The 21,203-nt window shown below is 31.5% G+C and carries 21 protein-coding genes; 9 read left to right on the forward strand and 12 right to left on the reverse strand.

The window, feature by feature from the left end; translation table 11 throughout:
- Window positions 1-11 precede the first annotated feature (11 nt).
- The 3 genes from Z053_RS0118575 to folP form a co-directional block, all read right to left on the reverse strand.
- Window positions 12-797: a DUF3667 domain-containing protein gene (locus Z053_RS0118575; protein ID WP_025666485.1), complete on the reverse strand. Its 786-nt coding sequence runs from the start codon at window positions 795-797 to the stop codon at window positions 12-14.
- Entirely contained in the window at window positions 797-1,573 is a 777-nt protein-coding gene (locus tag Z053_RS0118580; RefSeq protein WP_025666486.1) for a diadenylate cyclase, read from the reverse strand. The genes Z053_RS0118575 and Z053_RS0118580 overlap by 1 nt, the downstream gene beginning before the upstream one ends.
- 111 nt (window positions 1,574-1,684) lie before the next feature.
- Complete coding sequence (gene folP, locus Z053_RS0118585; protein WP_025666487.1) at window positions 1,685-2,509, reverse strand: dihydropteroate synthase; 825 nt, start codon at window positions 2,507-2,509, stop codon at window positions 1,685-1,687.
- Between the two features lie 168 nt (window positions 2,510-2,677).
- Between folP and Z053_RS0118590 the strand changes: the two genes are divergently transcribed.
- From Z053_RS0118590 to Z053_RS0118625, 7 genes are all read left to right on the forward strand, one after another.
- The gene (locus tag Z053_RS0118590) at window positions 2,678-3,223 is read left to right on the forward strand and encodes a DUF1599 domain-containing protein (RefSeq protein WP_025666488.1); all 546 of its coding nucleotides are present in this window, start codon (window positions 2,678-2,680) and stop codon (window positions 3,221-3,223) included.
- 159 nt (window positions 3,224-3,382) lie between these two features.
- Window positions 3,383-5,047 (forward strand): BT_3928 family protein, encoded by a 1,665-nt coding sequence (locus tag Z053_RS0118595; protein ID WP_025666489.1) that lies wholly within the window; start codon window positions 3,383-3,385, stop codon window positions 5,045-5,047.
- Window positions 5,047-6,120: an ABC transporter permease gene (locus Z053_RS0118600; RefSeq protein ID WP_025666490.1), complete on the forward strand. Its 1,074-nt coding sequence runs from the start codon at window positions 5,047-5,049 to the stop codon at window positions 6,118-6,120. The genes Z053_RS0118595 and Z053_RS0118600 overlap by 1 nt, the downstream gene beginning before the upstream one ends.
- Before the next feature lie 65 nt (window positions 6,121-6,185).
- The gene (gene tpiA / locus Z053_RS0118605; protein ID WP_025666491.1) at window positions 6,186-6,938 is read left to right on the forward strand and encodes a triose-phosphate isomerase; all 753 of its coding nucleotides are present in this window, start codon (window positions 6,186-6,188) and stop codon (window positions 6,936-6,938) included.
- Window positions 6,939-7,056: 118 nt separating this feature from the next.
- Complete coding sequence (prmA, locus tag Z053_RS0118615; protein WP_025666492.1) at window positions 7,057-7,896, forward strand: 50S ribosomal protein L11 methyltransferase; 840 nt, start codon at window positions 7,057-7,059, stop codon at window positions 7,894-7,896.
- Between the two features lie 62 nt (window positions 7,897-7,958).
- Window positions 7,959-8,234: an ATP-dependent Clp protease adaptor ClpS gene (locus tag Z053_RS0118620; protein WP_025666493.1), complete on the forward strand. Its 276-nt coding sequence runs from the start codon at window positions 7,959-7,961 to the stop codon at window positions 8,232-8,234.
- A 548-nt stretch (window positions 8,235-8,782) separates the two neighbouring features.
- The gene (locus Z053_RS0118625; RefSeq protein WP_025666494.1) at window positions 8,783-9,634 is read left to right on the forward strand and encodes a M57 family metalloprotease; all 852 of its coding nucleotides are present in this window, start codon (window positions 8,783-8,785) and stop codon (window positions 9,632-9,634) included.
- Between the two features lie 88 nt (window positions 9,635-9,722).
- Here Z053_RS0118625 and Z053_RS0118630 read toward each other — a convergent pair whose 3' ends face one another.
- The 7 genes from Z053_RS0118630 to Z053_RS28900 form a co-directional block, all read right to left on the reverse strand.
- Window positions 9,723-10,931 (reverse strand): hypothetical protein, encoded by a 1,209-nt coding sequence (locus tag Z053_RS0118630; protein WP_025666495.1) that lies wholly within the window; start codon window positions 10,929-10,931, stop codon window positions 9,723-9,725.
- 281 nt (window positions 10,932-11,212) lie between these two features.
- The gene (locus Z053_RS0118635; RefSeq protein WP_025666496.1) at window positions 11,213-11,986 is read right to left on the reverse strand and encodes an outer membrane lipoprotein-sorting protein; all 774 of its coding nucleotides are present in this window, start codon (window positions 11,984-11,986) and stop codon (window positions 11,213-11,215) included.
- 29 nt (window positions 11,987-12,015) lie between these two features.
- Complete coding sequence (locus Z053_RS0118640) at window positions 12,016-14,403, reverse strand: efflux RND transporter permease subunit (RefSeq protein WP_025666497.1); 2,388 nt, start codon at window positions 14,401-14,403, stop codon at window positions 12,016-12,018.
- Between the two features lie 265 nt (window positions 14,404-14,668).
- On the reverse strand, window positions 14,669-15,265 hold the full coding sequence (locus Z053_RS0118645) for a TetR/AcrR family transcriptional regulator (RefSeq protein WP_035096408.1): 597 nt from the start codon (window positions 15,263-15,265) through the stop codon (window positions 14,669-14,671).
- Between the two features lie 292 nt (window positions 15,266-15,557).
- The gene (locus tag Z053_RS0118650; RefSeq protein ID WP_035096409.1) at window positions 15,558-16,073 is read right to left on the reverse strand and encodes a cupin domain-containing protein; all 516 of its coding nucleotides are present in this window, start codon (window positions 16,071-16,073) and stop codon (window positions 15,558-15,560) included.
- A gap of 55 nt (window positions 16,074-16,128) precedes the next feature.
- Window positions 16,129-16,407 carry a hypothetical protein gene (locus Z053_RS0118655; protein ID WP_025666500.1) on the reverse strand — a complete coding sequence of 93 codons (279 nt, stop codon included), beginning with the start codon at window positions 16,405-16,407 and terminating at the stop codon, window positions 16,129-16,131.
- Between the two features lie 70 nt (window positions 16,408-16,477).
- Window positions 16,478-16,984, reverse strand: coding sequence for an RNA polymerase sigma factor (locus Z053_RS28900; protein ID WP_025666501.1), 507 nt, complete (start codon window positions 16,982-16,984; stop codon window positions 16,478-16,480).
- 172 nt (window positions 16,985-17,156) lie between these two features.
- On the opposite strand from Z053_RS28900, the gene Z053_RS0118665 reads away from it, so the two are divergent.
- Window positions 17,157-17,954 carry a helix-turn-helix domain-containing protein gene (locus tag Z053_RS0118665; RefSeq protein WP_025666502.1) on the forward strand — a complete coding sequence of 266 codons (798 nt, stop codon included), beginning with the start codon at window positions 17,157-17,159 and terminating at the stop codon, window positions 17,952-17,954.
- 63 nt (window positions 17,955-18,017) lie between these two features.
- Window positions 18,018-19,349, forward strand: coding sequence for a serine hydrolase domain-containing protein (locus Z053_RS0118670; protein ID WP_025666503.1), 1,332 nt, complete (start codon window positions 18,018-18,020; stop codon window positions 19,347-19,349).
- A 4-nt stretch (window positions 19,350-19,353) separates the two neighbouring features.
- Here the strand turns inward: Z053_RS0118670 and Z053_RS0118675 are convergent, their stop codons facing one another.
- Both Z053_RS0118675 and Z053_RS0118680 read right to left on the reverse strand, forming a co-directional pair.
- Complete coding sequence (locus tag Z053_RS0118675) at window positions 19,354-19,938, reverse strand: YceI family protein (RefSeq protein ID WP_025666504.1); 585 nt, start codon at window positions 19,936-19,938, stop codon at window positions 19,354-19,356.
- Window positions 19,939-20,083: 145 nt separating this feature from the next.
- Window positions 20,084-20,473: a hypothetical protein gene (locus tag Z053_RS0118680; RefSeq protein ID WP_025666505.1), complete on the reverse strand. Its 390-nt coding sequence runs from the start codon at window positions 20,471-20,473 to the stop codon at window positions 20,084-20,086.
- Window positions 20,474-21,203 lie beyond the last annotated feature (730 nt).

The raw sequence follows: 21,203 nt of genomic DNA on the forward strand, positions 1-21,203 counted from the left end.
GTTTGTTGTTCTTATTTGGTAGGGATTTCTATGGCTCCTGATATCATCATTAGTGCAACAACTACTATTGCAACAATAAAATAAAGTACTCCTCCATAAATAAGAAATAGTAGTGTTTTGATCAGGATTTTCTTTATGCTAATTTGATAAAGCCTCTTTAAAACATAAGCCATATAAAGTATATATACCGGGAACTGTACTAAACCTACAATCATAAAACTATCTACCATAAATGTTAACGGTAGTAAAACGAGGGTCATAATCCCTACAATATGGGAGTAACCATATAGGTAGATTACAAAATGCTCTGTTAAATTATATTTTTTATAATTCAAAAAAACCAGTCGAGACAATAAAGCTAGTAAAGGAATCATTAAAAAACTTAGCATAGACTGGTATTGGGTAGTGGTGTCAAATATCGAACTTTGTATTTCAGCTTGTTGTGCAGTGAAATTATCCCCAAACTGCATAATTTCTTTTAATCTATCTTTTACTATAAAAGAATAAACTCCTGTAATCGTTATGGTAATAGCAAAATATCCAAAAGCATTTACATATCGCTTTCTAAGTCCATGGATATAGCCATCGATTACTTCCTCTGGTTTTGTGAATAAATGAATAAATGTTTTAATAAATGAATTATCCAAATTAAGAAAACGATCGACAAATTCTGAAATCAGATTTTTAAAAGTAATTCGTTTTGTAATCTTTTTTGCACCGCAATCGGGACAAAAATTATGACTTTCAATTTGTTGCCCACAATTTTTGCAATTGGTAATAGTAATTAAATTATTCATTAAACTAAATCCCTTTTTATTTTTTCTATTAACTCTTCTTCTGTTTTAAATATCACAAATTCCCCATTTTTGATATATGATAATTTGCCAGTCTCTTCACTTACCACTAGAGCTAAAGCATCAGTTTTTTCACTAATACCTACAGCAGCACGATGTCTTAGTCCAAAACGTAAAGGCATGTTATTATCATTGGTAACTGGTAAAATGACTCGGGTGGCTACTATACTATTATCTTCTATAATCATGGCTCCATCATGAAGAGGGCTGTTTTTATAAAAAATACTTTCGATTATGGGAGTATTTACAAGAACATCCATAGCATCTCCCGATGTTTTAACAAAATCCAGAGATGTATTTCTTTTAATAACAATAAGTGCTCCGGTATGAGTTTTTGCCATTTCACTACAAGCAGTTACGATAGCGGTAACATTGGTAACACTATCTTCGGGTGCATCTCTAATAAATTTTAATTGCCTGAGAAATTTACGCCTTCTTCCAAAATTAGTAGAACCAATCATTAAAAGGAATTTTCGTATTTCTTGTTGAAAAACTACAATTAGGGCAAACATTCCAACACCAATAAATTCACCCAAAACGCTACTCAACATTTCCATGGCAAGGAATTGTGTAAGTTTCCATACCAGATAAATCATAACTATTCCTATAAAAATATTGATAGCAGCAGTACCTTTAACTAACTTATAAATATAGTACAATAATAAGGCAACAAGTACAATATCAAGTATATCTAATATTCTTAGGTTTATTAAGTCCAAATGTCTGGTGTTTTTGTAAAAATAGAAAAATTAGTGAAACCTTGTTTTGAAAAGCTGTATAAAACAGCGTATTCAAAATAATGATGAGTTAGATTCATTTGTAGGTAGTTTTTAATTAGAATAAGCACTTACCAGATGAACACACTCTACAGCTTCTTTAACATCATGTACTCTTAAGATAGAGGCCCCGTTAAGCAAGGCAATAGTATTAAGAGATGTAGTGCCATTTAGTGCTTCTTGCGGAGTACTATTTAGTGTTTTGTATATCATTGATTTTCGAGAAACTCCAGCTAGTATAGGTAAATTATGTACCTCTAAGAGTTTTAAGTTTTTTAAAAGATCGAAATTTTGATAGATATCTTTAGCAAAACCAAACCCAGGATCAATAATCATATCATTCACACCATATTTTTTTGCTTCTGCAATTTTTTCTGCAAAATATATATTCATTTCATGAATTAGATTATCATATTGATTTAATGATTTCATGGTTTGAGGAGTTCCTTTCATGTGCATCATGATGTATGGAACTCCTAATATACCAACTGTTGGGATCATGTTTTTATCCAAGTTTCCGGCAGAAATATCATTAATTAATGCGGCTCCGGCTTCAATACATGCTTTTGCAATTTCACTTCTAAATGTATCAATAGATAATAAGATTTCAGGAAATTCATTAAGCAACAATGATACTATAGGTAGGATTCTTTTTTCTTCTTCTTCAATAGAAATATGATCTGCTTCTGGTCTTGAAGAATAGGCACCTAAATCAATAAAAGAAGCACCTTCGATAAGCATTTGTTCTGTTTGTTTTAATATCTCGTTTTCATTTTTATATTTCCCTCCATCATAAAAAGAATCAGGAGTTAGGTTAAGAATACCCATTATTTTTGGAGTAGATAAATCGATTAATGAGCCTTTACAATTTATTGTCATTTTTGAGATTTCATTTGTTATGATTATTGTTTTAAGGGGCAAGCCTATATTTTGGTTGGAATTTATAAAATTGTGAGGTCACATTTCGTGTTTTTTACTTTTAAACTTTAGATATGATTTTTTTAATTCCCATATTAAAGCGAAATTTACGCAAAATTCAACAGTTTTATGCAAGATACATCCACACAATATGATACCATAATTAGTAATTGTCGAGATCTATTTAATCAAAAGATGATAGATTATGGCAGTGCGTGGAGAATTCTAAGATTACCATCCTTAACCGATCAGATTTTTATTAAAGCACAACGCATTAGAAGCCTTCAGGAAAATGAAGTACGTAAGGTAAATGAAGGTGAAGTTTCAGAATTTATAGGGATTATTAATTATTGTTTAATGGCTTTGATACAACTAGAGAAAGGAGTTGCAGAACAACCCGATTTGTCTTCAGAAGAGGCAGTTACGTTGTATGATAAACATATTAGGATTACCAAAGAATTAATGATGAATAAAAATCATGATTATGGAGAAGCCTGGCGTGATTTACGAGTGAGTTCTCTTACAGATCTTATTATTCAGAAATTACTTAGAGTAAAACAGATAGAGGATAATAAAGGAAAAACGTTGGTAAGCGAAGGTATCGATGCAAATTACCAGGATATGATTAATTATGCAGTATTTGCTATGATTCATTTAGGCGAGGCAAATAAATAGATATATAAAATACTGTTAAACTAAAAGGAACAAGGATTAATCATATTATCTTGTGCAAATTATACTAAAATATTATGGTCAGCATATAAAGAACAGGTAATCAAAATAGATGTTACTTTAGTTCTATATCGGCTTTTTGAAAAAATAAAATATACGTAGATGAAAATATTGGTTTCTTTCTCAAGAATATTTGTAGCAGCACTTTTTCTGTTTTCAGGGTTTATAAAGCTTAATGACCCTGTTGGGTTTTCATATAAGCTTCAGGAGTATTTTGGTGAAGGCGTACTGAACCTAGAATTTTTAATTCCCTTTGCTTTATTAATAGCGATTTTTTTGGTGATTTTTGAAATCGTATTAGGTATTACATTGTTATTGGGGTACTTGCCAAAGTTTACAGTATGGTCATTGTTATTAATGATAGCCTTTTTTACGTTTCTTACCTTTTATTCGGCATATTTTAATAAGGTTACAGATTGCGGATGTTTTGGTGATGCATTACCGTTAACTCCCTGGGAATCCTTTACCAAAGATGTGATTTTACTGATTTTAATATTGATATTGTTCTTTGGAAGAAAGTATATAACACCAATTAAACCTCTTGCAACACATAAATGGATTGTTTTTGCAACTTTTACGGCTTGTTTGGCCTTTGCGTATTATGTTTTAATGCATTTACCAGCTTTTGATTTTAGAGCATATAAAGAAGGAGTTAATATTCAGGAAGGGATGGAAGTGCCAGAAGGAGCTCCAAAAGCAGAGTTTGCTTATCACTGGAAATTTAATGTTAACGGAGAGGAGAAAATTATTACTACAAGTGGAGATTACCCCAAAGTAGATGGTAAATTTATCGAAGTTGAAACCAAAACAGTAGATGAAGGATATGAACCTCCAATTCATGACTTTGCAATAGAAAAGAATGATGTAGATTATACAGCAGAATTTCTCGAAAGAGAAAACCTGATATTAATAGTAGCGTATAACTTATCTAAAAGTGAAGCAGAAGGCTTTTATGCAGTTAAAGAAATAACCAATAAAGCTATATCTCAAGGATATGATGTGATAGGTCTTACAGCTTCTACACCAAAAGATATAGCGCAGGTACAACAACAACATGATCTTGATTTTGATTTTTATACTACAGACGAAACAGCCTTAAAAACTATATTGCGATCTAACCCGGGGATTGTAAAACTTAAAAAAGGAACTATAGTAAAAAAGTTACACTGGAATGATGCAGAGAAACTTAACCTGGAAAAAGTAGAGCCTTCAAAACCTAAGATTAATGTACTATTAAAAGCACAGTTAGATAGTATTATGAAGCTGGATCAGGACGGAAGAAGTTCTGGAGAAATTTCCTGGGAAAAACAAAAAATAATAGATAGTACCAATACAATATTTATAGAAGAAGTTTTTAAAAAGTATGGGTATCCTGGTAAAACTTTGGTTGGCGAAGGGACAAATATAGCGGCTTGGTTAGTAATTCAGCATTCAGATAAGATAGGAGCATATTTGCCTCTTATAAAAGAAGCTGGAGAAAAAGGAGAGCTGGATATGGCATCGGTAGCAATGATGGAAGATCGACATCTAATGCAACAAGGATTAGAACAGATTTATGGTACGCAAGGCACGAGATTAAACTCTAACAGCAAAACACCAATTTCTTTGATATGGCCGATTAAAGATCCAGAATCTGTAAATGAAAGAAGAAAAGAAGTTGGTTTTACCGAAACCATAGAAGAATATAGCGAACGTCTCTTTGGTGTTCCTTACAAAATATATACACTAGAAGAGGTAAAAAAAATTAAAGAAAACTCTAATCAATAATGGGCGGTTATCTCATTAGTAAAATAGGATATGCTTTGCTTACTTTATTGGGAGTGGTGACTGTTATTTTTTTATTATTTACAATTCTTCCCGGTGATCCTGCTCAGATGATGCTCGGGCAAAATGAGACCGAAGAACAGCTAAAAAATGTGAGAAAGAAATACGGTTTTGATAAACCATTATCAAAGCAATATTTATATTATATAAATGATCTTTCGCCTATATCATTTCACAGTACAAACCCTGATGATTTTTCATATTTCGACACTAAAAAGTATAACGGAAACCAGTTATTTAAGATAGGTGATGTTGCTACAATACTTAAATTTCCATATTTAAGAGAATCTTTTCAAAAAAGTGGTAAAAAAGTAAGTGAGGTAATTAAAGAAACGTTACCTAATACAGCGGTCTTGGCAATCTCTGCTATATGTATTGCCATTATTATTGGGGTTTTATTGGGAATTATAGGTGCCTTGACCAAAGATCAGTGGCCAGATAAAATGATTCAGTTGTTAAGTACTTTAGGAATGAGTGTTCCTTCTTTTTTTAGTGCAATTATTTTTGCCTGGTTGTTTGGATATGTGTTACAAGAATTTACCAATTTAAATATGACAGGTAGTTTATATGAAGTAGATGATTTTGGTGAAGGGAGTTATATCCAATGGAAAAACCTAATTCTTCCTGCAATAGTATTGGGGATTCGACCACTTGCTGTTGTTTCTCAACTCATGCGTAATTCATTACTCGAGGTGATGGGGCAGGATTATATTCGAACGGCAAAGGCAAAAGGACTTTCGATGTTTCAGGTGATAAGAAAGCATGCATTAAAAAACTCATTAAACCCAGTTGTTACTGCAATTTCGGGATGGTTTGCATCTATGCTCGCCGGAGCAGTATTTGTAGAATATATATTTGGGTGGAACGGATTAGGTAAAGAGATTGTAGATGCTCTAAACACATTGGATCTTCCTGTAATAATGGGAGCCGTATTGGTCATTGCTACTATGTTTATACTAATCAATATATTTGTCGATATTATCTATGGATGGCTTGACCCCAGAATTAGGGTTTGAGCTATTAATAACTCCTAATATAATATATAACCACACTATTAACCAAAAACATAAATTTTAAATTAATGAGAAAAAAAATTGTAGCCGGAAACTGGAAAATGAATAAGAATCTGGCAGAAACCAAGACATTGCTATCTGAGTTAACAACCAAACTTAAAGCATCGTCTGAAGCAAAAATTATTGTAGCACCTACATTTACCAACCTGTATAGTGCAACTGAAGTTTTAAAATCCTCAGAAATTACCGTTGCCGCACAAAATATGCATGAAGCAGAAAATGGTGCATATACAGGAGAAATTTCTGCAGATATGCTTAAAAATATTGGAGTAGAGACTGTAATTTTGGGACATAGTGAGCGTAGAGCTTATTTTGGAGAAACAGATCAATTACTAGCTCATAAAGTTAATACAGCATTACAACATGAGATGACTATAATTTTCTGTTTTGGAGAAGAATTGCAAGATCGAAAAAGTGATAATCATTTCTCTGTTGTAGAACAGCAATTAAAAAATGGCCTTTTTCATATTGATAAAGCAAACTGGAAAAATGTAATCCTTGCATACGAACCAGTTTGGGCAATAGGAACAGGAGAAACTGCATCTCCAGAACAAGCTCAGGAAATGCACGCGTTTATAAGAAAAACCATAGCGAATACCTATGATCAGGAAACTGCCGATGAGGTTTCTATTTTATATGGTGGAAGTGTAAAACCTAATAATGCTCAGGAAATTTTTGCAAAAACCGATGTAGATGGAGGATTAATAGGAGGAGCTTCATTAGATGCGGAAAATTTTTCTGCAATAGTAAATGCTATTTAAGAATTAACAGAATGCATAAAAGCACCCCATGGTAAGATGGGGTGCTTTTTTTTAAGATTTACTTTTGATACCAACATTAAGGTAAAAGAGTAACTTTGCAAAATAATTAAAGATCAGTATGTCGAATACAAAATACATTGGGTATTATTTTAAGGTTTCACCGCTACAACCAGCTACAGAAATATTAATTGCAGAATTGGGATATGTTGGATTCGAAAGCTTTGTAGAAACCGAAAACGGAGTTAATGCTTTTATTCAAAGTATAGAATGGGAAGAGAGTATTTTGGAAGGTGTTTATGTCTTAAATTCTGGAGAGTTTGATATAGAATATACCATTGAAGAAATAGAGCAAATAAACTGGAACAAAGAATGGGAAAAGAACTTTAATCCAATTGTTGTAGATGGTATTTGTAGTGTAAGAGCGCCTTTTCATGAAAAACCAAATACAAAATATGATATTATTATAGAACCCAAAATGTCTTTTGGTACAGGGCATCATGAGACTACACATATGATGATCCAACATATTTTGAAAACTGACCTAAATGATAAAACAGTATTGGATATGGGATGCGGTACTGGGGTTTTGGCTATTCTTGCTAAAATGAGAGGTGCCGGACCTACAGATGCTATCGATATTGATAATTGGTGTTATTTAAATACCGTAGAAAATGTAGAGCGTAATAATTGTGAAGATATTACTGCGTATGAGGGTGATGCCTCACTTTTATCAGGAAAAAAATATGATGTTATTATTGCTAATATCAATCGCAATATATTACTAAATGACATTCAACAATATATGAAATCTTTAAACCCCAAGGGCAAATTATTTTTGAGCGGGTTTTATAAAGAAGATTTAGATATGATTACAGAAGAATGTACAAAGAATCATCTTGATTTTATAGAAAATTTCAATAGAAATAATTGGATAGCAGCGTCTTATGAGTTAAAATAATCTTTTAATTAATGCATATAATACTCTAAGTTATTATATTTGCATAAAACAATTACCCCCTTATGAGTACCCAGGAGAAAGTTTTAGAAGAAGTTTTAGAAAAATCTGTTGACCAAAGCAATAACGAGATTGTTTTGTATAATGATGATGTAAACACATTTGATCATGTTATAGAAACTCTTATTTATACTTGTGAACATACACCGGTACAAGCAGAGCAATGTGCTATGTTAGTGCACTATAAAGGAAAATGTACTGTAAAAACAGGTGTTTACGAAGAATTAGTACCGCGATGTTCCAAATTATTAGATGCAGGTCTTAGCGCAGAGATTGTGTGATCGAATATAGATTAAAATTTTTCTATTTATAACATTATAAGTCCATATTATGGACTTTTTTTATGCCCTAAATTTTGTCACTAAGAATAGATTAGATACTAAAGTTGTTTCATATGAATATGTTTTTTTAATTTTTGTTAAATATTTAAAATGTAATTTTTTAAAACTTAAACTTTATGATATGTAGGAAAAAACTTTCTACATCTTGTGCTTTTGATATTTAATTAAGTTTTCTTTAACATCCCTATTCATCTCTTGCTTTAACACCTTGTTAACATATTACGGTGATATAAGAATTGTGTATTTGATCGATTTTTTGTGTTATTTTAAAATTGCGTTTTTTGCATTTTCTTTAGAAGAATCTTACGGTTTTACCGTATTTACAACAAATAGTTTAAAAAATTAACTAATTTTTACAAAAAAATATCATATCTTCAAACCGCAAAAATTTAGAAAAGTTCAAAGCTTTCTACATAATTGTATTTAAAATAGAGCATAACTACTCTATTTTTAGTTTTTAATAACTACACAAATTCAACTTAATTAAAATGAAAAAAATCAAAGTATTAGCGCTTTGCGCTATCGTTGCAGGATTTACAACATCCTGTGAAAAAAAAGAGGTTTCTAACGAGACACAACCAGAAGCTGTTACAGAACAAGTTTCAAAAGCTCACATTCAAGCATTACATGATGCAGGAGTGAATGCTACTGGAGCAGAATATGTAACGGTAAAACATCCTGATGGGTCAGTAGAAAATGCTATACAATCTAGCGACCTTATTTTAGCAATTAATAAATTGGCAGAACAAAAACTGGCAGAAATAGAAAATGGGAACAAGCAGTACAGAACAAATAACCTTGTATCTAGTGGTAATAGAAACATTAGTATTATCGGATATACAGGATCTGGATATGCTTTAACCAGTAAAATGCGTACAGGACTTCAGTGGGCTGTTAACAATTATAATGCATTAAATAATACACTAAGTTTCAGTCTATCTTTTGCAGCATCTACCAGTGCTGATATGGTAGTATATAATAATGGTGCTTCGGGTGCAGGAGGATCTGCTGGTTTCCCTAGTGGAGGAAGACCATATAAGTGGATTCAGATTAATGCAGGTAGCAACAGTTTAAGTAATAATGCTATGGAGCATTTGATGGGTCATGAAATGGGACACTGTTTAGGATTCAGACATACTGATTATGCTCGAAGAAGATGTGATAACAGTAATGAAGGATCTGCTGGTATAGGGGCTATCCATATTCCAGGAACTCCAACTGCTAATCGTTGGGGACAAAGTGGTTTAGATACAGATTCTATTATGATCTCTTGCTTCGATGGTGGTGAAGATGGAGAATTTTCGAATTATGACAGAACTGCTTTAAACTATCTGTATTAAGAATTAGTTATAGATAAGCTTTGAACTTTTTATAAAAGCCATCCTGTTAACTAGGGATGGCTTTTTCATTTATACAGTTTTTGTTTTTTTAGAAATATTTAGAAATAGAGATTCTAAAAAAACTATCTTCTCTAAAATTAGATAAGATCAATTCATTATCATCAATTTCATTAAAAATACGGGCTTCAATTGCTGCAGTCCAGCTATTACCAAAACGTCTTGAAGCTTCGAGGCTAAAAATAGTAGTACTAGATTCTAGATCCGTAATTCCCCCGATTAGTATTGATGTATCCTGGGTATCATTAAAAGCAATACGGCTTCCGAAAAACACATCATTTTGTAATGCATTTAGCGCTAGTTCGTCTCGTTCGTCATATAAATACTCTCCTAGAACTCCGATATCAAGTCCATTTCCATCAATATTAGAAAATGTATATTCGAGGCCAGCTACCATGGCAAAGAAATCCTGAGCATCTGCATGGCGATAAATAGATTCTAGTTTCCATAAAAAAGCGTCATGGGTAATTTGCAAATCTAGACCGGTTTGATGTATTACGGGATAAAAAGCATTGATATTTCCTGTGGTATCAAATATAAAAAGAGGCTCTCTACCGGTTCCATAAAAATGAGAGATACCAATATCGAAAATATCAAAATAGTGTTTCCAGCGAATAGCAACATCCTGTCTCCATTCTTCTGCGCTACTTTCATAATTCAGGTCATCTTTATCAATTACTACCGGGAACCGTAATCTTCCTTTTTTACCAGAGAAAGTGCGTTTACGATGATAAGGGAGATAAAAGAAATCAAAAGTTCCAAATTTTTCGGTTATCCATGTAAACTGAGCCATGGGTTGGCCCAATTTTTCTTCTCCATCAAAAGATTCAACAGCATCGGTTTGATTAATGATATCTACCAAATGATTGCTTTCTGCAACACCCCAATAGACCTTTTTGAGTCCAAGATTAAATTCCCAGTTTTTTTTAGCTTTTTGATAATAAAGTTCTCGTATATCCCAATGTGTTCGCTCATCATCAACATCTAGTCTAAAAAAACCTTTAAAGTTGATGCTTTCATATCCGGCATTCCATTCGGCTTTATATTCTGGTTGTATTGCCAGAGAAGGAAAATGATCTTCCTGATCTTCAAAAAGAGCATTATCATAGAAATAACGATATTCTCCTTCTAATTCTAACTCAAAATCATGATTTACCTTTTTAGCCGTTTCATTTTGAGCATATATTGTATTACCAATGCATAATAGCAGAATTATGTAATAGATAGATTTAATCTTCATGTATTCGTTTTTTTATTTTCTGGCCTTTAACCAGACTAAGAACTGTGATCAATGTTCTAATATTGATGATAAAAAGTAAAGCAATAAAAAACGGGTTTTGATATGCGTAATACGATCTGATTAAGCAAAAGCTAAAAAAGATTCGTATTGCTATTGTTTATTTTGTATAAGGAAAAACACAAGACCTGGTTGCGATAACAATAAAGATTCAGTAAAGTAACCAAAAGAACTACTATTAGATATCACACAAAATTAGCCTTGTGTTTTTCATTTATTTAAATTTATTGCCCTGCCCGTTTTAGAGCAACTTGAGTAAAATCTTCATCAGCAAGTGCTGCTTCAAAATTATAGTCACTAAATTTTAATACGGTTTCTTTATTACTTTGGTGATTTACCATATGAAGAGTTAATGCTCTCCAGAATTTTCCTTTATACAATTTATAATCACTATAGGTAAGCGTTTTGAGTAGTGAGTTTTTACGATCATAGAATTCGACCTTTTCTATTCGATATCCTTTGTCTTTATTGTAAGTAACAATCCTTCTTGTGTAACCAGATTTTGGATCAACCGGATCCTGCTCTACGATTAATAAATTTCCTTTTTCTTCCAGAAATTTGTAGCTGTACTTTTCTACTTCTTGAGAAGAAAGATCCTCATATGCAAATTCACTACCTACAAATGGGCCTGATTTGTTATTAGAAGATATTCTTTTTACTCTTTTGATCGAAGGTAAGAAAAGCCATTGATCATCTGCTCCAATTTTATGAGTAAAAGTTAATGTCGAGGTTCCTTTCACATCTTTTGGGCTATTAAAAACAATCAAAGATTTGTCACCATCTGTTGTTTGTTCTAAAGTTCGGGTAATTAATAACCGTTCACTGGTTTGTCCATTTTTATTTTTTAGGGTCATTTTTAGGTTTACAATAGAGCTATTGAAACCCTGATCTGCCTGATCTGCTGCTTTAGCAATTTGCAAACCTCGTTCTTCTGCATTTTGTGCTGTTAAAGTTATAGTACTTAGTACTGCAAGTCCAGCTAAAATTAATGTTCTCATAGTAATAGATTCTTTATTGTTTTTATTTATTATTTATCAAGTTGCATTTGTGGTTCTAATTCTTTTACTGGTGTTTCTGTAGTAACCTTATCTTTTTTACTAATAAGAATTAGTAGAGCGGGCAGTAATATAAAGTCGATAATTAAGGCCGACAGAATAATAATAACCGTAATTCTCGCCATATAGCTATTTAAAGCGAATGATGAGGTGGATAGCACAGCAAACCCAGCCAGGAGTACCACTGTAGTAGTTACTAGTGCTTTTCCGACGGTTTCAAACGCATAGATAACCGCTTGCCTGGCATCATAGCCTAATTCTCTTCGAGCTCTTAAGAATTTACTCATAAAATGAACAGTATCATCTACTATTATTCCTAGAGTCATCCCGAAAACGATAACCATTCCTGTATTAATTTGAGCTTTGTACATTGCCCAAAATCCAAACCCGATAAAAACTGGAGTAACATTAGGAATGATACTTAGAAGACCAAGTTTAAAATTTCTTAGTGCGAACATTAATACCAGAGAGATCAGTATTAGCGCAATTATATTTCCTTTAAGCATGCTATCTGCTTGTCTAAAGCCTAATTTAGAAAACATAAGAGTAGGGCTTACTCCAATAGTATGCATAGGTTTTGGAGTATTATCCTGTAACCATTTTTCGGCTCTTTTTGAAAAAGCAATCATCTCGGCACTAGAGATATTCTGCAGTGTTATAGTGACCCGGCTTTCAGATTTATCTACATTAATTTGATTATTAAGATCTAATCCAAATGGTAAAGAAAGCTCATATAGCAATAAATACTGTGCTGCTTCTTCACGACTATTAGGAACCCTATAATAAGATTCATTATCTCCGTGCATTGATCGATTTACTCTTCGGGCAACCTCACTAAATGCGTTTACATGTATCACTTCGGGTTGTTCGTTAAGCCAATCTTCAAAATCATTTAATTTTTTAAGATACTCTGGGTTATTGATCCCTCCACTTTCTCCACTTCCAACAGAGAATTCAACATTATAAATTCCGGTTAAGTTTTCGCTTATATAATCAGTATCACTTCTAAATTGTACTGTTTCATCAAAATAGTTGATGAACTCATCATTAAATCGATTTTTGGTAGCCAGAAATGTAAAGGCACCAATTACTATTATAGAGATTATTGCAAGTTTTGTAGGTTGTTTTGCTACAAAATGCCCAAGATTAGTATACCAGCTCGATTTTTCTATAAGAATACCTTTCTTTTCTTTAACCTTTACAGGAAGAACTGCCATAAGTGCTGGTAATGCTGTAGTAGAATAGAAAAAGGCCATTGTCATTCCAAAAGCGGTAATATTTCCTAAGTCCCAAAACGGAGGTACATCCCCAAAATTCATGGTTAAGAAACCTATAACCGTAGTTAAACTTGTGATGAAAACCGGCATGAAGTTAAGACGCATAGATTCGACAAGAGCATCCTTTTTTGTATATCCATCTTTACGCATTTTTTGGAGCATAGTAATCAGGATATGAATACTATCTGCCACAGCCAAAGTTAATATCATTGTTGGGAAAACAGAAGATGGCGGAGTGAGCTTAATTCCCATAATCCCTACAAAACCAATTGCACTCATAATAGAAAATAGTACAACAATTAACGTAGCTAGGGTGCTAAAAAAGTTTCTTGTGAGAATGAGTGTAGTTAAGATTACAATAACCAACATAATCAGGGTTAACATCATATCTCTCATTGAAGATTCGAAGAAAGCAGTATTAAGAGGTACCAATCCCGATGAGTGTATCTGAAAATTCGGATATTTTTCTTGAAAATCAGAAATTGATTTTCTAACAAAAGCAGTCACTTCTGGTATCTCCTTGGCACTATCTTTTCCTGGTAGTCGTACGGTTACATTAATTGCAGTAACACTTCCTTTTTCATTAAGCAGACGATTTACCAAAAGAGGTTCTTTCAATGCTTTTTCTTTAATCGATTTAATTTCTGAATCAGTTTTAGAGGCAGATTCATAAGATAGATCGTCTACGTATAAATCGTCACCCTGGGCACTTGTATGCTGAAAATTTGTTACTGCATCTACACGAGAAGAGTAGGGGGTGTTCCAAGCTTCGGCCGTAAGTTCTTCTATAGCAATTAGGTTCTCTTTAGTAAATATATCGCCATTAGAAGGAGAAAGTACAATAACAATATTGTCATCCTTGGTGTATTTATCCTGCAAAGCGTCAAAAGCTTCGAGTTCTGGGTTAGATTCACTGAAAAATACGTGATAATCACCATCAAACTCCATATTACCTTGTGAACCAAGCCCCATCGCAATGACTAATGTGGAAATTAATACAGGCCATTTGAATTTGATTACAAATTCTGCCCATTTCTTTGCAAACGCATTGGTAGCGTTACCTGCTTTTTTTAGTGCATTCATATAATTATTAGTTGTTAGTTGACCAGTCGACTTGTAATACATTACAAGTTGATATGATACAGATTATTATAAGTTTTTATGTTTAGACGATTTGAGTATTGATATTAGGACATGGTCTTTGAAAAAAAATAAAAACATTTAGATTTTATAATTGACCAGTCGACTATTTATATTGTTTGATTTACTAAATTATGGTTTACATCATACTTTAAGATTATTTAAATGTTAACAATTGACCGGTCGTCTATATATAATTCAAAAAAAATTATTTTAAAAACAACTGCTGGGTCATATTCATTACATTATCCATCGGATAAGCACTTTGGGTCTCTTTCATAGTTGTCATTGCTCCTTTACCAGCATCTTCAATAAAATCTACCATGTTTACTACATCAATCGAAGCATCTATTTCTCCTTGTTTTTGAGCTTCTATGGCAACAGTAATAATTTCTGCTTTTATTGTATCATGTTTTTCTAAGACTGCCTCTCTTATGTTTTCATTATGTTCGGCCATTTCATTACTTAGGTTACAGGCCATACATCCATTTTTGCATTCTAATTCTTTTTTTACTACTTCAATTCTGTACTCATAAAAATTAATCAGACGTTGTTTTGCAGAAAATGATTTGTCACGTAAAATTACTAGAGCAGGAGTAACCTGTGTTGTAAAATATTTGTCCAAAGCCTTAATTGCAAAATCTTCTTTACTATCAAAATAAAAGTAAAAAGAACCTTTAGGAACATCAGCTGCCTTAACAATGTCATTTACACTAGTACCATTGTAACCTTTAGACCAAATGATTTCCATCCCTTTTTCTAAAAGGTAATCGGCTTTGATCTCATGTTTTATGGTTTTCGACATCATTTCCATTTTGGGACGACAAAAATATGACCAGTCGTCTAGTAAAGCAAATTTTTTACTGTTAAAGTTTTCTTTATTTGGTGTAATTTATTGATTATTAATGTGTTGAAATATTTTAATGTAAGGTGTATGTACAAAAATACTTTTACAGTTTATCATATAATCAATATTGCAAATTTATACTGTTTGCTATTATAATCTATGAAATTGTATCGATTTTTATCAAATTCTAGTGTATTTACCTCTGGTAAAGGAAAGAAAACAAGCGAAAATATGACCAATCACTTTAAAATTAATGATCTCTAATTGGTAACATATTAGAAGTATCGACAGGAAAACTATCGTATTTGTTATAAAGTTTTAAATATTTTTCTGGGTCAATAGTGTCACTGTTAAGCGTTTCATATAATCCTCTAAAAAAACCTTCTCTTTTTTGTGAAGGATTAAAAAGTAGGGTAAGCCGAACTTCTTCGTCGGTGTCATTTTGAAATCCGTGTGGGGTAAATCTAGGAGCATATGCTACGGTACCGGGGGCAATCAGATGTTTATCGCCTTTAGTTCCTGTAAAAAGAGTGAGTATTCCCTTATTTACTATAAAGATTTCATCCATAAATCTATGATAATGTAACTTGGCACCAATGGCTCGAGGTGCTAAAACTATTTCATATACCCCTAGTTGGTTATTCGATAATTCACTGGTTAGTTTAAAAGTAAAAGAAATGCCATTCATAGTAAATGCTTCTCCTTCATTGGGTAGGATTAGTACTTCTTTATTTTCTAGCGTATCATTAAAAAAATCTTCTTTCATTGTATATAAATTTGTCATTTACCTATATGACAAATCACAATATGAAAACGTGACACTAACGCATCTTTTTTGCAATATTTTTAAGTTTTTCTGGATCAACCACAGAGCTGATTTTATAAATTTTTTGATCTTGATTAATTGAAAACACCTGACAAGATGATAATAGATTATTGTCAAAATATGCAATTGCAGGTTGGTGATTAACTCTAATATATCTAATGTTTTGCCGCAATTGAAATTTATTAAAAACTTCAAGAATCAGCTGGATACAGTTCTGTTTTCCGCGGGTAAAATTTCTAAGAACCTTAATTTTATCACCACCATCAGCAATCATGGTAATATCATTGGCAAAAAGTTGCTCTAACTTTTTGATATCTCTTTCTCGTATTGCAGTACTGTAATTATTAAGATATTCTTCTGTTTTTTTTGTTTGTAAAGGTTAGATTCTTTTGACTGGGTTTTTTTAATTTAATCTTAGCTCGACTCAATAATTTTCTCGAATTCTCAGGAGTGCTAGAAAGAACTTCGGCAATATCATTATGAGAATAATTAAATGCTTCTTTTAGCACAAAAACAGCTCTTTCTTTTACAGTTAATTGATCTAATAAAATCAATAATGAGTACGAAACGATATCTTTTAAGTATAAATCATTATCAGCAGTATCGGTAGCAATAGGTTCTGGAAGAGAACTATTTTCTGAAACAAATTTTTTCTGTCGATTTTTTTTATTGATCGAAGTATTAATAACCGATTTGATCAAGTATGCTTTAGGGTTATCTATGTTTTTGTTTTGAAGCGAAATAAAAGTGTTTAAAGTATCCTGAATAGCATCTTTTGCATCGTCGGTAGATCCAAGAATGTTATAGGCAAATGGAAATAAAAACTCCTGATATGTGTTGAAATCAAACATTGATTTTTTAATGTATGAATAAATATGTTTCTTTAATATATAAATGTATTATTATATGATGACAACTAAAAGATCAAAAATGTGACAAAAAAGACCATAATTTTACTTTTTGGTGAAATTTACATGCTATCAAAGTTTGATAGCTTTAATGGTTTACAATTACTACAATACTATGATTATTAAAAGTGAACTTGCTGATTTATCCTTACAACACTTGATAAAAGAATATTATTACTTTTCAAAGAAAATGGATACAGCGGTTAAGTATGTGCCAGTGATCGATGATTGTTGTTATGATTTTGTTTTCTTTAAAGAATGTAATAGTGTGCTAACGTATGGAGAGAAACAATCCACTCTTCCCATCTCTTTTAAAGTATTTACTATTCATGATCTTTCCCCTCCTTATACGCTAAAATTTGAAGTATCTCTTACTTTTTTTACAATTAAAGTACAACCGTGGGCAAATGCACATTTTTTTTCATACTTAGATACTTCTGGAATTATTGACCTAAGTATTGAAAAAACGGGCATATTAGGAGTACGAGAGCAATTATTTAATGATGTGCCAATAAGTGACATGTGTACTATAGCAAGTGATTTTATAAAAGGCCAAAACCTTATACTTAGTTCTTCGGCTCTTTTTGTAAAAGAGGTTTGTGAGTATATATACAGTGTAAAAGGAATGACATCGGTAAATCTATTGAGTGAAAAATATAAAAAAACCCGTCAATATTTAAATAGAATCTTTAAACAAGAAGTACTTTATAGTTTGAAGAAGTTTATCATTACAGTACGAATTATGGATTTGGTTAAATTTAGAATTAAGAACAAACATATTTCTATGACCGAACTGTGTTATACATATGATTATTTTGATCAATCACATTTTAATCGGGATTTTAAGAAAGTATGCGGTGTAACACCTATGCAATTCTTTAATGATCTACCAGAATTTTTATTCCGTCATTAGACAAGGTTCCATTTTTACAATTTTTAATACGCCAATTGTATTTGCTTTGCAATAAAAAAGAAAATGACTCGTATTTTATTAAAACTGTTAGTATTAGCCATATTTTTAGTAGCATGTTCTAAAAATAAAGAAACAAAAATTTCAAAAGTTAATCATGAAAACAAGCCCAATGATTCGCTATTTCTAAAAAGTGATACGTATTTAACAAAGCTTACCGAGTTAAAGAAATTTAATGGAGTGGTATTACTTAAGAAGGGTGAGAAAACTGTTTTACGAAAAGCATATAATATCTCTTTGGATACGTTGTCTAAATTATATGTAAATGTAGAAAGCCAATTTGATCTTCGTTCTGTTTCTAAATTATTTGCCAAAGTAAGTATACTTCAGCTAGAAAGCGAAGGTAAAATTAATCGTAACGATACCATTGGTAAATATTTGCCCGGTTTTCCTAATGCAGGGCGTATAACTATTCAACATCTTATGGATAATAGTTCGGGTTTACCCAGAGAATTTGATAGTTCAATATCTAATACATTAGAACTTTCTCCAGATGAAATAGTAACTCTGGCTTCAAAGGAAAAATTAGAGTTTGAGCCGGGTTCTGAGATGCGATATTCTAATGTAGGTTTTCAGTTGTTATACTATATTATAGGCAAAACCAATAAAAGTTCGTATTCTTTATTTTTGAAAGAAAATTTTTTCAAACCGTTAAGAATGAAGAGCTCAGGTGGTAATTTTGATGCAGATCTTAGGCATTTAAAAAGTTATGCCTATGGACATTATGTTGATGATGAAAAAAACATTAAAAGTGTCGATTCTTTTTTACAGGATGAAGTAAGAATGGGTAATTTACATTCGTCTGTTGATGATTTGACTCAATTTCTTACTGCCTTAAACAAAGAAGATCATGCCTCGTTGATTCATGATCATAGTATTTCGCATGCAGGAGGTACAAAAGGTAAACGAGCTTATATTCATAGAAATTTTTCGCAAGATTATAGTATTGTTTTCTTAACAAACTATGATGAAATTCCTTTTGAGCAATTGGTAAGTGATTTAGAAAAGATACTTGAGGGCAAGAAGGTAAAAATGCCAAAAGCAGTACTTCGTAAATCGATCAACCTTTCTCCTCTTGTGCTTAAAAAGTATGAAGGAACTTATGATTTTGTTGATGCCGGACATCTTTTAATTACCCTTAAAGTAGAAAGAGATAGTTTGTTTTTGTATCAGAAAGGACAAAATAATGGAGTACTCTATCCAGAAAGCGAAACTATGTTTTTTGGCGATAAGACTTCTGAGGAATCAATAAAATTTGTGGAAAACGAATCAGGAAATTATTACATTTTGATGGATTTTCAGGGAGTACAGTGGGAAGGTGTAAAGGTCAATAAATAAACTTTTAACATCCATCCTGATTTACTACTACAAATACTTCAAAACCAATAGTGTTTGATATGATATCATCCTTCAGGTTAACAAGAAAATTTTTGGATTTATAGTTGATTTTCCATAATGTTCTATCGATTACAAATTTAGATTTCATCAGCACTTGGTTATTAATGTTTTCAATAGTAGATTGATACTGTATTATGTGCCTTATACCATTGATGGTTAGATATGCAATTATATCCAAATTTGTAGCATTTATATACCGGGTATTAATAATTTCTAATTTAGCAATTGAATGTTTTTTAACATTAAAAAAATCTTCACTCTTCAAATGGGTGATCAACATTTCATTATATTGATCACCTATATTGATAATAGAATTCATATCAATTTCAAATTCCCCTCCTGTAATAAGAATACCTTTTCTACGTATAACACCGTTTTTAAATTTTACTGTTCCATTATGTGTATTCAAATTTAGAAGATCAGAACCTTGCCAATTAATAATACTTTTACCAGTATCTATTCTTAACTCTTGTTGCGCGTAAGCTGTAGGAATTAAAAAAAATATGACTACTATAATTATTTTTTTCATAGCTGATGTTTTTTTGTAAAACTAAAACAGATGCTGGGTAACCGATGAAAAAAAATGTAAAAGAAGTGTCAAAAAATGTAAATTTTTATTCAACATACTTCTTTACATCTTAGCATTGTAATCGCTATGCTTATAGAATATGTATTTAGCCATAATTTACAATAAAAGGAATATCGTAATTGTTATGATACGAATTTGAAAATTGATTTTTTTGATTAGAATAGAGTGTGTATTTTCCTTCTTTAGATAACTTATTTTTTGGGCAAACAAACATCCACTTTAAATCAAAAAAATGTTGCTGTGTTAAATTTACAGACCCAGAAAATACAGTATAGCAACAACAAGATGTCGATAAGCGGTTTTTCCACTCGATAAAAAAGGATAGATGAATAAAATCTGTCTCTTTTAGTGTAATCGAAGAGAAGTAATGTCTTATTTTTTCTGTACGAAACTCTATTTCTATACAGCCCGAAATCAAATCAGGATCATTGTCATCAATTTTTAAATCTAATGAAACCTTTTCTTTAATATTCATTATAGTTGAGGATGTTTTACGGCCTTAGTATATCAGAATCTTTATATGTTCTTTAGGCCAATAAAATTGTGTTGAGGTATATTTTTCTTGTTTAAAAAAGTTATTTGTTAATTTATTATAACTAAAGAATAAGTGCTATAAATATAAAATCTGGTATCTATCATTTTTTAGGTTTTAAAAGTTAATTGAAGACTAAAATATAAAGATCAAGATGATTTGTATTGCACTTTTGTGCTACTATTGTTTCACATTTATTGATAACGTAATTATTTTGCGGTTTTTTAGTAACAACAACTTAATGATTATTTTGTAAGAAAAGACTTCGTGTGTTTGTAGGTTAAAGCCTATATCAGATTTGCGTGAATTCTGTAATACTTTATGCTGATCACCTCAAAAAGAGATTAGTTTTTAGAGTTGAAATCAAGATTTTATAGCAATAAATAGAATATAACTAATGGTGAATATGGAACAATTAATAGTAAATATGGGATAATCTCTAATTCTATTATATCTTTGTTTTGTACTACATATATAGGTTTATAATTTTGAGTTTTGAAACAGGAATACTTATAACCCTTTATCAATTTCAAAAAATCAAAACTAATCTCGTTATGTAAGGGGAAGCCTGTTTTTTATTTCTGAAACTTGCTAATGTATTGAAATATAGTAGTTAATATTGATGTGAACTTACTTTTTTTAATATGAATGAATTATGGTTAGTTAGGTCTCG

This window comes from Aquimarina megaterium XH134 (genome assembly GCF_000520975.1).
GTDB lineage: Bacteria > Bacteroidota > Bacteroidia > Flavobacteriales > Flavobacteriaceae > Aquimarina > Aquimarina megaterium.